Here is a 13,194-nt window from a genome sequence, read left to right on the forward strand (position 1 = left end):
CCTTGTTGTGGGAGAAGGGAAGGATCAGCGCAGAAAACCGCCGTTCGCCGGCATCAACACATCCTTATTCGGCGGCGCGGACGGGCTCTACCTGCTGGAAAGCGGCGAGCGCCGCCTTCAATCCGTCCGGTCCCGTCGCAACCGTCTGCGGCGTCGGCGAAAAGCCGGCGCCGAGCATCTTGCGGCCAAGCATGTGGTCGCCAGGCCGGTTGACCGATTCGATGCCGAGCAGACGATTCCCAGCATAGTGGTAGATGGAGAACCGGTTCTCGTTGACGTCGCCCAGCACGACATGGCTGTCGCCGCCCGAAATCAGGCCGACCATCTGCAGCTTGATGTCACCGATATCGGACCAGAACCACGGCACCGCCGCAAAGGCGTCCGCATGGCCGACAACGGTGCGTGCTGCAAGACGCGCCTGGTCGGTCGCATTCTGCACCGATTCCAGCCGCACATCGCCGCCGGTGAGCCAGTGCCGGTAGGAGGCGGCATCGCCGATGGCGAGGATTTCGGGCACCGACGTGCGCATCTGCTGGTCGACGCGGATGCCGTTGGCGATAGTGATGCCGGCGGCTTGGGCCAGTTCGACATTCGGCACGACGCCGATGCCGATGATGACCATCTGCGCCGGCAGCCGCTCGCCGGATGCGGTGATTGCCGCCGAGACATGGCCGTTCTCGGCTTCGAGCCGTGCAATCGTGGTGCCACTGAGAATGCGCACGCCGGTCGCTTCCAGCCGCTGCCGCACATGGCGCGCGATGATCGGCGCCACCGCCCGGCCGAGCAGCCGGTCGACCGCCTCGACCACGATGACCTTGCGGCCGGCCGCTGTGAGCGTCGCGGCGATCTCCAGCCCGATGAAGCCGCCGCCGAGGATGACGACATCCTCGCTCTGCGCGCTCAATTCGCGGATCAGGCGCGCGTCGGCGAGTGAGCGCAGCGACACCACGCCCGAAAAATCCGAACCCGGCAGCGACAGCATGCGCGGCCGCGAACCGGTCGCCAGGATCAGCCGGTCGAACGGCAGTGTGCCGCCATCCGATAGCTCCAGCCTGCGGCCGCCGGCATCGATGCGATCGATGCGGACGCCCGGCCGGTAGTCGATCGCGCTGCCGGTATAAAAAGCCTCGCCGCGCAGCGGCTGCGGTCTGGCCTCCTGATCCTTGATGAAGGTCTTCGACAGCGGCGGCTTGTGGTAGGGCAGTTCGTCCTCATCGCTGATGAGGATCACGGGTTCGTCGTAGCCGTCCTCGCGCAGGCTGGCGGCCGCTTGCACGCCCGCATGACCCGCACCGACAATGACCACACCGTTTTTCATCGCAGCCCCAATTCCTCATCTCTCCTAGGCGTTATCCAAGTCTAGGACGTCTCGCCAAGTGGCGATTGTCTGACGCCGCCGCAAGACCACCCTTGCGGGTCGCACCCGGAATGGCGGTCTGTCAATCGTTCGTTCGACGGCGGCGCGGCAAATACGGCTAAAGTTGATACTTGCAGTTTAGAATAATTCTAAACTGTTGTTTCAATTGGCTTTTCTCTCTGAAATTGGTTGACATCCGGCACCTTCATCGCTTTATGGAAGCGTGCGCGTCAAGTGCATCCCTTTGATGTCTGGGCCTTGAACCCTTTCGATTGGAGGCATTTCGATGTCTTTCTTCCGCAAACCGCGCTATGCCGCGGCCTGTATCTCGCTCAATGGCATGGCCTGCCTTGGCGCCGATTGCCTGCCGACGCGCCTTTGGCGCCGGCATTTTCACTGAATTCCCGAGGGAGATGACAATCATGAGAGCGATGATCACGGCGCGATATGGCAGCAGGCTTGCAGCGATCGGCGCCACGGTGGCCTTGACGGCGGCGATATTCGTGCTGCCGGCCAAGGCGGAAACCGATGCCAAGGCGGTCATCAAGACCTATTCCGATATTGCGCTCGCCAAATATGAGGATTCGCTGACGGCGGCGCAGGCGCTCGGCAAGGCCGTCGACGCGCTGCTCGCCAAGCCTTCGGTGGAAACGCTCACCGCCGCCCGCGAGGCCTGGAAAGCGTCGCGCGTTCCCTATCAGCAAACCGAAGTCTATCGCTTCGGCAACGCCATCGTCGACGACTGGGAAGGCAAGGTGAACGCCTGGCCGCTGGACGAAGGCCTGATCGATTATGTCGCCGAGAACTACGGCACCGAGTCGGACGCGAATGCGCTGTATACCGCCAATGTGATCGCCAACAAGTCGATCGAGATCGACGGCAAGAAGATCGACGCCACCAATCTTACTCCCGAGTTCCTCTCCGGCACGCTGCAGGAAGCCGGCGGCATCGAGGCCAATGTGGCGACTGGTTATCACGCCATCGAATTCCTGCTGTGGGGCCAGGACCTGCACGGCACCGGCCCGGGCGCTGGCGAACGGCCCTATACCGACTACGACCTCGCCAACTGCACCGGCGGCAATTGCGATCGTCGCGCGCAGTACCTGAAGTCGGCGAGCGAGCTTCTGGTTTCCGATCTGCAGGACATGGTCAACGACTGGAAGGAAGGCGGCGCCGCGCGCAAGAACCTTGTCGATGGCGAGCCGAAAGCCGGCATCTCGACCATCCTCACCGGTATGGGCTCGCTGTCCTACGGCGAACTCGCCGGCGAGCGCATGAAGCTCGGCCTGCTGCTGCACGACCCGGAAGAGGAGCATGACTGCTTCTCCGACAACACCTACGATTCCCATCTCTACGATGCCGTCGGCATTCGCGCCGCCTATAAGGGCAACTACACCCGCCTCGACGGCACCGTCGTCGAAGGACCGTCGGTATCCGACATGGTCAAGGAGGCCGATCCGGCGGTCGACAAGGAACTGTCGGACAAGCTGGATGTCACCGTCGCCAAGATGGAGGCCATCAAGGCGCGGGCGCTTGGCGGCGAGGCCTATGACCAACAGATCGGCGAAGGCAATACGCAAGGCAACGCCACTGTGCAGGCGGCGATCGACGCGCTGGTCGACCAGACCAAGTCGATCGAACGCGCCGTCGGCACCCTGAAACTCAATGCCATAGCCTTCGAGGGCTCGGACAGCCTCGATGCGCCGGACAAGGTGTTTCAGTAAGGCGTCGATGCCCGGAGCCCGAACCGAAAGTCCAGGCTCCACTAAGAAAATAAGCCACATGGCGCCGAGCACGCGCCGTCAGCCACACAGAGCAAATAATGCTGATCTGCCATTGCAACATCATCACCGAGAAGGAGATTGAGCAGACGATCGTCGGGCTGCTGGATCAGGATCCCTGGCAGCTCATCGTGCCGGCGAAGATCTATCATGCCATGCAGAAGCGTGGTCGCTGTTGCGGCTGCTTCCCAAATGTGGTCGAAACGATCATTCGGGTAACCGAAAATTACCACGCCCGCTCGGAGGCGAGCGGCGTGGACGTCGTTTCACACCTGGATCGCGTCAGAGGCCTGCGCGTCCAATACGGGAGCAGAACCCATGAAAGGCGAACAACAGATCATAGAGCGGCTTAACGAAGCTCTGTTTCTGGAACTTGGAGCAGTCAATCAGTACTGGGTGCACTTCCGGCTGCTGGAGGACTGGGGATACGCCAAGCTGGCAAAGAAGGAACGCGCGGAATCGATCGAGGAGATGCACCATGCCGACCGGCTCGTGGCCCGCATCATCTTCCTTGAAGGCCATCCGAACCTGCAGTCGGTAGCGCCGCTGCGCATCGGCCAGAATGTCAAGGAAGTGCTCGAATCGGATCTTGCCGGCGAGTATGACGCGCGCACTGCCTACAAACGGTCGCGCGAGATTTGTGACGAAGCAGGTGACTATGTGACGATGAAGCTGTTCGAGGATTTGTTGTCCGACGAGGAAGGTCACATCGACTTCCTCGAGACGCAACTCGACCTGCTCGCCTCGATCGGCGAGGAAAAATACGGCCAGCTCAACGCCGCATCGGCCGACGAGGCGGATTAGGGACATGCGGGAATGCGGCGCCGCTTAGACTACTTGCGCCGCTTGCGGCGGGCCGAGGATTGCGGCCTGCCGTCCCAGCACAACCCGCGATACGGCTGGCTTCGCCGGCTTTCGCCTGCCGTAGTGGTCGCGCTGACCGCCTCGGCGCTGGCCGGCGCGCCCGAACCGGCGGGTCTCGCCACCAGCCGTGCCGATCTGACGCCGAAGGATCTGGCGCGCGTCATTGCCATCGCCAGGCCGACCAGGGATTTCTCCAAGCCCGAGCAGTTCGAGCCGATGCAGGGCGGCGCCGGCACGTCGCGGAAAGGCGCCAACAAGGACGCTTTCTCGCAATCTTCCGCCAATATCACTTTCGAGGAACAAGGCACCTTCAAGCTCGGCAATGCTCTTTTCCGCAAGAACTGGGTGTCGTCGCCCTCGTCGACGCAGGCATCGGACGGGCTTGGTCCGCTGTTCAACGAGCGGGCGTGCCAGAATTGCCATCTGAAGGACGGTCGCGGTCATCCGCCGCAAGCCGACAGCGGCACCACCTCGATGTTCCTGCGGCTGGCGCGGCAGGCGAGCACCGAGGAGGAGAAAGCAGCGCTGGCCGCCGGCAAGGTGCTCAACTTCCCTGATCCGGTCTACGGCTCGCAATTGCAGGAACTGGCCGTTCCGGGCCTTCGCGGCGAAGGCAGGATGCGTGTCGTCTATCAGGAGCAAAAAGTCACCCTGCCGGACGGCACCGTGGTTTGGCTGCGCAAGCCGAGCTATTCGGTCGATGATCTTGCCAACGGGCCGCTCGATCCGCACACCACGCTTTCGCCGCGCTTGACGCCGCCGATGATCGGCCTCGGGCTGGTCGAGCAAATCGCGCCGGCCGACATTCTCGCCAGTGCCGATCCGGACGATCGCAACAGTGACGGCATCTCCGGCAAGCCCAACATCGTGCGCGACGGCCACAGCGGCGAGCCGACGCTCGGCCGCTTTGGCTGGAAGGCGCAGACCCCTTCGATCCGCCAGCAAGCGGCGGACGCATTTGCCGGCGACATCGGCATTTCGACGCCGGAAGTGCCGAACCACTGGGGCGATTGCACCGCGGCCGAAAAGAACTGCTTTGCCATGGCCAACGGCGTCCAGAAGCGCCTCGGCCCGGTCGAGGCGCCGCCGCCGGTCATGGACCTGGTCACCTTCTATTCGCAAAACCTCGCCGTGCCGGCGCGGCGCGATCTCGACAAGCCCGATGTGCTGGCCGGCAAGAAGCTGTTCTACGACATGGGCTGCATTTCCTGCCATACGCCGAAATTCGTCACCCGCCGCGGCACGCCCAACAAGGCACAGGCCTTCCAGCTGATCTGGCCCTATTCCGATTTTCTGCTGCACGACTTGGGGCCGGGCCTCGCCGACGGGCAAGCGGTGGGCGATGCCAGCGGGAGCGAATGGCGCACGCCGCCGCTGTGGGGCATCGGTCTTACCCAGACCGTCAACGGCAACACCTTCTTCCTGCACGACGGGCGGGCGCGCACGCTGACCGAGGCGATCCTGTGGCATGGCGGCGAGGGGCAGAAGGCGCGCGACCGCTTTGCCGCCGCCGCCGCGCCCGATCGCGCCGCATTGGTCAAATTCCTGGAGTCGTTGTGATGTCGAAGCGTCTGGCGTTTGTCCTGGTTCTCCCGCTGGTCCTCGCCGGCGCATTGCCGGCGTCCGCAGCGGTGAAGGCTTCCGACGTGATCCAGCGAGCAATCGACGGCTTTGTCCGCCCGGCCTATGCACGCCTGCAAGACCATGCCGACAGCCTGAGCAAGGCAGTGCGCACGCTGTGCGACGCGCCTTCGCAGGACCATCTCGATGCGGCGCGCGCCGAATTCTCCGGCACCGTGGATGCCTGGTCGGTCGTCGAGATCATCCGCATCGGACCGATCACGCAGAACAACCGGCTGGAACGCATGCTGTTTTGGCCGGACCGCAAGAGCATCGGCCTGAGGCAGGTGCAGGCGGCGTTGGCCAGTAAAGACCGGACCGCCGCCGATCCGGCCCATCTGGCGACAAAGAGCGTCGCCATGCAAGGGCTCGGCGCGCTGGAATTCGTGCTTTACGGCGATGGCGCCGAGCGGCTCGCCGGCAAGGACGATCCCTATCGCTGCGCTTACGGCGCGGCCGTCGCCGGCAACATCGAAACGATTGTCGCCGAGGTCAGCGACGCCTGGAACAAGCCCGACGGCTTTGCAGCACTTTGGGCCAATCCGGGGCCGCAAAACGCACTCTACCGCGACGGCACGGAAGCGGTGACCGAATTGGTCGGCGTCTTCATCAACGAACTGGAGATGGTCCGTGACGTGCGCCTGAAAGGTTTTCTGGGCAGTAGCCCGCAGGCCGACAAGCCGAAACAGGCGATCTACTGGCGTTCACAAAACACCGCGCGTTCGCTGACCGGAAATCTTTCGGGCATGGACGCTCTGTTCCAAGCTTCGCAGCTTGGCGACGCGCTGTCGCCCGATGCGCGCTGGATGGCGGAATCGATCCACATCCAGCTCGTCAACGGCGCCGCCGACGCCACCGCCATCAGAGGCCCGATCGACAAGGCGCTTGCCGATCCGGCGCTGCGCCAGAAGCTCGACCACTTCTCGCTTGTGACATCCAGCCTGTCGACCCTCATCGGCACCAGGCTAACCGCCGAATTCGGCCTGACCGCCGGGTTCTCGTCGCTCGACGGAGACTGATTCTGAAAACGTCGCTGATCGACCGCCGCGACTTCCTGAGGGCTGCCGGGGCAGGCTTTGTTGCCGCGATGGCGCCGTCGGCATGGGCGAAGACGCTTGCCGCCGACGCCGTCTTCGCCACCGCTTTCGTCAAGCGCGACGGCAGCTATGGCGCGGCGATCCTGTCCGAGGCCGGCAAGGTGCTGCATGCCATCGACCTGCCCGCCCGCGGTCACGACGTCACCTTCGATCCGCTGTCGAAACGCTCGGTGGTCTTTGCCAGGCAGCCCGGCACTTTCGCGGTTGTGTTCGACCATACCGGCCGCGACGAGCCGCTGACCATTGCCAGCATCAGTGGCCGGCATTTCTTCGGCCACGGCGTGTTTTCGACCGACGGTGCGCTGCTCTACACCACCGAGAACGATTTCGACAATGCCGCCGGCGTGGTCGGCGTCTATGACACGCGTGCGAAATTCAAGCGCGTTGGCGAGTTCCCGACCTATGGCATGGGTCCGCACGAGCTGCTGCTGCTCGGCGATGGCAGGACGATTGCCGTCGCCAATGGCGGCATCGAGACGCATCCCGATTATGGCCGCGCCGAGCTCAACATCGCGACGATGAAGCCATCTTATGTGCTGGTCGACCGCCTTACCGGCGACCTTGTCGAAAAGCACGAATTGCCGCCGGCGCTGCACCAGCTTTCGATCCGGCATATGGATACCTACAAATCCGGCGCGGTCTGGTTCGGCTGCCAGTACAGGGGGCCGGGCGGCGATCGTCCGTTGCTGGTCGGCCGCGCCGCGCGCGGCAAGGCTCTGCAACTGCTCGACATGCCGCAGGACGTGCTGTCCGGCTTCAGGAATTACATCGGCTCGGTCGCCGCCAACCCTGCTGCCGGTACCGTCGCGGTGTCCTCGCCGGAAGGCAACTCGCTTGCCATCATCGATGCGGCCAGCGGCCGGATCGTCGCCACCAGCGCACTGGCCGAGGTCTGCGGCGTGGCGCCCGACGGGGCGAGCTTCATGGCGACGACCGGCACGGGGCAGATAGCCCAAGCCGGCGGCGCGACACGGTCCGAGCCGGACTATGTCTGGGACAATCACATGCTGCGCATCGACCAGGCCGCATAGTGCGGCACTGGTTCATTGACGGTTGTGGTCGCCGAGAGTTACCTCTTTTTGGGCGAGGTCGAAGCGAAGCCGCCAAACGCATTATGCATTATCCCCTTGCAGGGACGAGCCATGGCAGGCACAGGGAAATTGTCTTTCGAACCCCCTGTGCCCCAAGCGGGCGCTGCCAACCGGCCGTCTCATGAAGTTGCTTGCCATCGATTGTGCCGCCAATCTCTGCGCCGCCTGTGTCTACGACGCCGCGGCCGGGAAGGAACTCGGCCGCTCGGTGCTCGATCTCGGCAAGGGCCATGCCGAACATCTGATGGCTGTGATCGAAGAGGCGTTGACGACCGGCGGCACCGACTATGCCGGTCTTGGCGCCATCGCTGTCTCCACCGGCCCGGGCTCCTTCACCGGCCTGCGCGTCGGCGTCTCGGCGGCGCGGGGCCTGGCGCTGGCGCTGAAAATCCCGGCAATCGGGGTGACGACGCTGGAAGCGCTGGCGGCGCAGGCGAAAGAGACATTTCCCGGCCGCGCCGTGCTGGCCGCGCTCGACGCCGGCCGCGAGGAGATCCATGCAGCGCTTTACGACGAAGCATCCGTTTTAATTTATGGTCCCGCGGTGGCCACGCTTTCGCAAGCCGCCGCCATGGCGGTTGACGGGTTTCCGGTTCTGGCCGGCACCGCGGCCACGCAAATTGCTGCATCGGCCGGGCGCGCCTTCGACGTCGGCCCGACAAGCGCCACTACGGATATCGCAATCTATGCCCGGCTGGCCGCTACCAAGAGTGAAGGCGAAAAGCCGAAACCGCTTTATCTGCGCGGAGCTGACGCCAAGCCGCAGGCCGGGTTTATCCTGTCCAGGAAGAAAGCCGGGAAGAAAAACTGATGCGCATTCCTTTCCTCCAGCCGCGCCGCAGGGACTTTGCGCTCGAGCCGCTGACGGTCGCCGACAGTGCGGCCCTGTCGGTGCTGCATCGCGAGGATTTCGTTCGGCCGTGGAGTGATGACGAATTCGCCGCGCTGATCGAGCAGGACACGGTGTTCGGCTATGCCGCGCGCGAGACCGGCCAGGGTGCCAAGCCGCCGGTCGGTTTCGTGCTGGCGCGCCTGGCGGCCGGCGAAGGCGAGGTCCTGACTGTCGCGGTGGCGCGCTCCCATCGCCGCCAGGGCCTTGGCTGGCAACTGATGGATGCGGTGCTGCGCGAACTGCATGCGCAACGCGCCGAGGCGCTTTTCCTCGAGGTCGACGAGACCAACGTCGCCGCGATCGCGCTCTATCGGCGACTGGGATTCCGCGAGGTCGGCAAACGTGCCAACTACTACAGATCGCCCGAGCACGGCCCGACCGGAGCGCTTGTCATGCGCCGCGATCTTCGCTAGCGCATCGGCCCGCAAATCGGAACCGATTCTCGGAAAGCACGATGCGCAGGTTGAGATGCGCAGATTAAAAAGCGCTAGAGCGTGCTTGGACGTCCAGTTGGACGCGTCGCTCTAGCCAGAACTCGGGACAGGGCCAAGAGCGAATGATCGGAAAAATCAGGATTTTCCTGGCGCTGGGCCTCGTTGTCGCAGGCTCGTTGATCCTCGTGCCGTTGCAGATCCTGTCGATGAAGACCGGCCTGTGGCGCGAGACGTTCATCCTGAAGATCTGGCACCGGCTCATCATCCGGGCGCTCGGCATGCGCATCCACGTCAAGGGGACCTTGTCCAATCAGCGCCCGTTACTGGTTGCGTCGAACCACGTTTCATGGACCGACATCATGGTGCTGGGGTCGATGGCCGACGTGACGTTCATCGCCAGGGCCGACATGGCCGGCTGGCCGTTGATCGGCATGTTGTCGAAGCTGCAGCGCACCGTTTTCATCGAGCGCGAGCGCAAACGTTCGTCGGGCGACCAGGCGAGCGAGATCGCCAGCCGCATGGCCAAGGGCGACGCCATGGTGCTGTTTGCCGAAGGTTCGACCAGCGACGGCAACATGATCTTGCCGTTCAAGAGCACGCTGTTCGGCGCCGCCTCGATGGCGATTTCGGAAGGGGCGGCCGAAACGGTCTTCATCCAGCCGGTGGCGATCGTCTATACGCGCCTGCACGGCGTGCCGCTCGGCCGCAGGCACCGGCCGATTGCCGCCTGGATCGGCGACGAGGATTTGATGCCGCATCTCAAGGTGCTGATGGCGGAGGGCGGGCTCGATGTCGAAGTGCATTTCGGCGAGCCGGTCGCCTTCTCCAAGGGCTCCGGGCGCAAGGAAACGGCCAGGCTGATGGAAAGTCAGGTGCGTGATATGGTGCAGGCGGCGCTCGCCGATCCGCGCCCGAGCCGGTAAGCCGGAAAAGCTCCAGCGCTTTGCGCGTCCAAAGGAGGCGCGGCGCTGTAAGGCAGAATCGTCTGTTTTTTGTCGGGGAAAGGCGTTAGAAGCCGCCAGATGGAATTGAACACGATCGAACGGGACGACATCGATACTGCGACCGAAACTGCGGTCGCGCCGCCTGCCGCGAGCCGGAAGGTCTTCGTCAAGACCTATGGCTGCCAGATGAACGTCTACGATTCGCAGCGCATGACCGACGCGCTGGCCGCCGACGGCTATACTGCGACGGATGCGATCGGCGAGGCCGATCTGGTGCTGCTCAACACCTGCCATATCCGCGAGAAAGCCGCCGAAAAGGTCTATTCCGAACTCGGCCGCATTCGTGAGATGAAGGCCGAACGGGCTCGGGCCGGCCGCGAGATGCTGGTCGGCGTCGCCGGCTGCGTGGCGCAGGCCGAGGGCTCCGAGATCATCCGCCGCTCGCCTTCTGTCGATCTGGTCATCGGCCCGCAGACCTACCATCGGCTGCCCGACGTGCTGGCACGGGTGCGCGGCGGCGAAAAGATCGTCGAGACGGACTACGCCATCGAAGACAAGTTCGAGCATCTGCCGCAGCCGAAGCGCGCCGAGATCATCAGGCGCGGCGTCACCGCGTTCCTGACGGTGCAGGAAGGCTGCGACAAGTTCTGCACCTTCTGCGTGGTGCCCTATACCAGAGGCTCGGAAGTGTCGCGGCCGGTGGCGCAGATCGTCGCCGAGGCCGAGCGGCTGGCGCAAGCCGGCGTGCGCGAGGTGACGCTGCTTGGACAGAACGTCAATGCCTGGCACGGCGAAGGCGAAGCCAAAGGGGGCAAGACCGTGGAATGGGGTCTCGGCCGCCTGCTGTTCCGGCTGGCCGAGATTCCCGGGCTGGCGCGGTTGCGCTACACCACCAGCCACCCGCGCGACATGGACGACGAATTGATCGCCGCTCACCGTGACTTGCCGGCGCTGATGCCCTATCTGCATTTGCCTGTGCAATCCGGCTCCGACCGCATCCTCAAGGCGATGAACCGCAGGCATACGGCAAAAGATTATTTGACGCTGCTCGACCGGATCCGCGCCGCACGGAGCGATATCGCGCTTTCGGGCGACTTCATTGTCGGCTTTCCCGGCGAGACGGATGCGGATTTCGAGGCGACGATGGACCTTGTCCACCAGGTGAACTATGCCTCGGCCTTCTCGTTCAAATATTCGCCGCGCCCCGGCACGCCGGGCGCGGAAATGGCCGATCATGTGCCGGAAGCGGTCAAGGACGAGCGCCTGCAGCGACTGCAGGCGCTGTTGCTGACCCAGCAGCAGGAGTTCGGCGCCAGCCTGGTCGGCAGCACCATCGACACGCTGATCGAGAAGCCGGGCCGCCAGGCTGGCCAGAAGGTCGGCCGCTCACCGTGGCTGCAGCCGGTTATTGTTGATGAAAAGTCCGGCGAAATCGGTGAGATTATCCAGGTACGAATCACGAAGACGGGTTACAACAGCCTGTTCGCCGAATTGGCCTGAAGGTCTCGGCAGATGAGGAGAGACGGTTGAGCGCTGCGGAAGTGAAGAACCTGCCCCAGAACCTACCATCGGGGGCTTCGGATATGGCGCACATCGTTCTGACTTTCGACAACAACAAGCTTGCCAGCGCCCTTTATGGCCAGTTCGACGAGAATCTGGCCAGGCTCGAGCAGAAGCTTGGCGTCGATATCCGCTCGCGCGGCAACCAGTTGACCATCAAGGGCTCCGCCTCGGCCGCCGAGCAGGCGCGCCGCGCCCTGGATAATCTCTACGGCATTCTCCAGAAAGGCGCTGACATCGGCCAGTCGGACGTCGACGGCGCCGTGCGCATGGCGATCGCCGCCGACGACCAGCTGACGCTGCCGACGCTGGAGCGCAAGGGCAAGGTGTCAGCCGCCCAGATATCGACGCGCAAGAAGACGATCTATGCCCGCTCGCTCAACCAGGACGCCTATATGCGCGCGCTGGAGCGGTCCGAGCTCGTCTTCGGCATCGGCCCGGCTGGCACTGGAAAAACCTTCCTGGCGGTGGCGCATGCGGCGATGCTGCTCGAACGTGGCATGGTCGAGCGCATCGTGCTGTCGCGGCCTGCCGTCGAGGCCGGCGAGCGGCTCGGCTTCCTGCCCGGCGACATGAAGGAGAAGGTCGATCCCTATCTGCGGCCGCTCTATGACGCGCTTTACGAGATGATGCCGGCCGACAAGGTCGAGCGGGCGATTGCCGCCGAGGTGATCGAGATCGCGCCGCTGGCCTTCATGCGCGGCCGCACGCTGGCGCACTCCGCCGTCATCCTCGACGAGGCGCAGAACACCACGCCGATGCAGATGAAGATGTTCCTGACCCGTCTCGGCGAGAATTCGCGCATGATCGTCACCGGCGATCCGACCCAGATCGACCTGCCGCAAAACACCAAATCCGGTCTGGTCGAGGCGCTCAGGATCCTCGACGGCGTCACCGGCATGGTGACGGTGCGCTTCAACGAAGGCGACGTCGTCAGGCATCCGCTGGTCGCCGAGATCGTCAAGGCCTACGACCGCGACGGCAAGCTGGCCCGGGGCCTGGGCGCCGAAGGCTGAAGATGCAGCCTTATGGCTGAGGACAAAAAATCTGTAGGCGGGGATCTTCCGGTCCCCGTCGACATCGATATAGCAGTCGAAGCGGGCGACTGGCCCGATGAGGCCGCGCTGACGCGGCTGGTCGATCGCGCCGTTGCCGCCGCGTTTGCCGAAACCGGCGCGGCCGGCCGTTCCGAGCTCAGCATCGTTTTTTCTGACGATGCCCACATCCGCAGTCTCAATGCGGGATGGCGCGGCAAGGACAAACCGACCAACGTCCTGTCTTTCCCGGCTTTTCCGCTCGCCAAGGGCCGTCCGCTGCCGCCCATGCTCGGCGACATTGTGCTGGCCGCCGAGACGGTCGCGCGGGAAGCCGCACTGGAAGACAAGCCTGTCGACAACCATATCACCCATCTCGTCATCCATGGCCTGCTGCATTTGCTGGGCTACGATCACGAGACCGACGCCGAGGCCGAAGAAATGGAAGCCGTCGAACGCGCAGCACTTGCAAGGCTTGCCATTCCCGATCCCTACGCGTAACTAAAAAGATCAAATGACC

13 protein-coding genes are annotated in these 13,194 nt (G+C 64.0%); 12 read left to right on the forward strand and 1 reads right to left on the reverse strand.

From position 1 onward, the window contains the following. Nucleotides 1–64: 64 nt before the first annotated feature. Nucleotides 65–1,318: an NAD(P)/FAD-dependent oxidoreductase gene (locus AC0L3O_RS29490; RefSeq protein WP_287248476.1), complete on the reverse strand. Its 1,254-nt coding sequence runs from the start codon at nt 1,316–1,318 to the stop codon at nt 65–67. 470 nt (nt 1,319–1,788) lie between these two features. Between AC0L3O_RS29490 and AC0L3O_RS29495 the strand changes: the two genes are divergently transcribed. The 12 genes from AC0L3O_RS29495 (at nt 1,789) to ybeY (ending at nt 13,175) form a co-directional block, all read left to right on the forward strand. Further along, nucleotides 1,789–3,081 (forward strand): imelysin family protein, encoded by a 1,293-nt coding sequence (locus tag AC0L3O_RS29495; RefSeq protein WP_473617404.1) that lies wholly within the window; start codon nt 1,789–1,791, stop codon nt 3,079–3,081. A gap of 98 nt (nt 3,082–3,179) precedes the next feature. After that, nucleotides 3,180–3,491: a (2Fe-2S)-binding protein gene (locus AC0L3O_RS29500; RefSeq protein ID WP_023802096.1), complete on the forward strand. Its 312-nt coding sequence runs from the start codon at nt 3,180–3,182 to the stop codon at nt 3,489–3,491. Continuing rightward, nucleotides 3,457–3,942: a bacterioferritin gene (gene bfr / locus AC0L3O_RS29505; protein ID WP_023802097.1), complete on the forward strand. Its 486-nt coding sequence runs from the start codon at nt 3,457–3,459 to the stop codon at nt 3,940–3,942. The genes AC0L3O_RS29500 and bfr overlap by 35 nt, the downstream gene beginning before the upstream one ends. Nucleotides 3,943–3,954: 12 nt before the next feature. Beyond that, nucleotides 3,955–5,562, forward strand: coding sequence for a di-heme oxidoreductase family protein (locus AC0L3O_RS29510; protein ID WP_473617396.1), 1,608 nt, complete (start codon nt 3,955–3,957; stop codon nt 5,560–5,562). After that, entirely contained in the window at nt 5,562–6,641 is a 1,080-nt protein-coding gene (locus AC0L3O_RS29515; protein WP_023802099.1) for an imelysin family protein, read from the forward strand. The genes AC0L3O_RS29510 and AC0L3O_RS29515 overlap by 1 nt, the downstream gene beginning before the upstream one ends. Before the next feature lie 2 nt (nt 6,642–6,643). Continuing rightward, nucleotides 6,644–7,750: a DUF1513 domain-containing protein gene (locus AC0L3O_RS29520; protein ID WP_473617405.1), complete on the forward strand. Its 1,107-nt coding sequence runs from the start codon at nt 6,644–6,646 to the stop codon at nt 7,748–7,750. Between the two features lie 181 nt (nt 7,751–7,931). Continuing rightward, the gene (gene tsaB, locus AC0L3O_RS29525; RefSeq protein WP_023802101.1) at nt 7,932–8,621 is read left to right on the forward strand and encodes a tRNA (adenosine(37)-N6)-threonylcarbamoyltransferase complex dimerization subunit type 1 TsaB; all 690 of its coding nucleotides are present in this window, start codon (nt 7,932–7,934) and stop codon (nt 8,619–8,621) included. After that, the gene (gene rimI, locus AC0L3O_RS29530; RefSeq protein ID WP_023802102.1) at nt 8,621–9,115 is read left to right on the forward strand and encodes a ribosomal protein S18-alanine N-acetyltransferase; all 495 of its coding nucleotides are present in this window, start codon (nt 8,621–8,623) and stop codon (nt 9,113–9,115) included. The genes tsaB and rimI overlap by 1 nt, the downstream gene beginning before the upstream one ends. Nucleotides 9,116–9,258: 143 nt before the next feature. Beyond that, nucleotides 9,259–10,059 carry a lyso-ornithine lipid O-acyltransferase gene (gene olsA, locus AC0L3O_RS29535; protein WP_473617397.1) on the forward strand — a complete coding sequence of 267 codons (801 nt, stop codon included), beginning with the start codon at nt 9,259–9,261 and terminating at the stop codon, nt 10,057–10,059. A 99-nt stretch (nt 10,060–10,158) separates the two neighbouring features. Then, nucleotides 10,159–11,580, forward strand: coding sequence for a tRNA (N6-isopentenyl adenosine(37)-C2)-methylthiotransferase MiaB (gene miaB, locus AC0L3O_RS29540; protein WP_023802104.1), 1,422 nt, complete (start codon nt 10,159–10,161; stop codon nt 11,578–11,580). 83 nt (nt 11,581–11,663) lie between these two features. Further along, on the forward strand, nt 11,664–12,656 hold the full coding sequence (locus tag AC0L3O_RS29545; protein WP_287305617.1) for a PhoH family protein: 993 nt from the start codon (nt 11,664–11,666) through the stop codon (nt 12,654–12,656). Between the two features lie 12 nt (nt 12,657–12,668). Continuing rightward, on the forward strand, nt 12,669–13,175 hold the full coding sequence (ybeY, locus tag AC0L3O_RS29550) for an rRNA maturation RNase YbeY (protein ID WP_091600007.1): 507 nt from the start codon (nt 12,669–12,671) through the stop codon (nt 13,173–13,175). Nucleotides 13,176–13,194: the final 19 nt, after the last annotated feature.

Source organism: Mesorhizobium sp. WSM4810, from assembly GCF_055811235.1.

Bases quoted from the DNA above. Each gene is read 5' to 3' on its own strand.
- AC0L3O_RS29495 (WP_473617404.1), top strand. From the start codon at position 1,789: ATGATCACGGCGCGATATGGCAGCAGGCTTGCAGCGATCGGCGCCACG.
- AC0L3O_RS29510 (WP_473617396.1), top strand. From the start codon at position 3,955: ATGCGGCGCCGCTTAGACTACTTGCGCCGCTTGCGGCGGGCCGAGGAT.
- ybeY (WP_091600007.1), top strand. From the start codon at position 12,669: ATGGCTGAGGACAAAAAATCTGTAGGCGGGGATCTTCCGGTCCCCGTC.
- miaB (WP_023802104.1), top strand. From the start codon at position 10,159: ATGGAATTGAACACGATCGAACGGGACGACATCGATACTGCGACCGAA.
- AC0L3O_RS29515 (WP_023802099.1), top strand. From the start codon at position 5,562: ATGTCGAAGCGTCTGGCGTTTGTCCTGGTTCTCCCGCTGGTCCTCGCC.
- AC0L3O_RS29545 (WP_287305617.1), top strand. From the start codon at position 11,664: ATGGCGCACATCGTTCTGACTTTCGACAACAACAAGCTTGCCAGCGCC.
- rimI (WP_023802102.1), top strand. From the start codon at position 8,621: ATGCGCATTCCTTTCCTCCAGCCGCGCCGCAGGGACTTTGCGCTCGAG.
- bfr (WP_023802097.1), top strand. From the start codon at position 3,457: ATGAAAGGCGAACAACAGATCATAGAGCGGCTTAACGAAGCTCTGTTT.
- tsaB (WP_023802101.1), top strand. From the start codon at position 7,932: ATGAAGTTGCTTGCCATCGATTGTGCCGCCAATCTCTGCGCCGCCTGT.
- AC0L3O_RS29490 (WP_287248476.1), bottom strand. From the start codon at position 1,318: ATGAAAAACGGTGTGGTCATTGTCGGTGCGGGTCATGCGGGCGTGCAA.
- AC0L3O_RS29500 (WP_023802096.1), top strand. From the start codon at position 3,180: ATGCTGATCTGCCATTGCAACATCATCACCGAGAAGGAGATTGAGCAG.
- olsA (WP_473617397.1), top strand. From the start codon at position 9,259: ATGATCGGAAAAATCAGGATTTTCCTGGCGCTGGGCCTCGTTGTCGCA.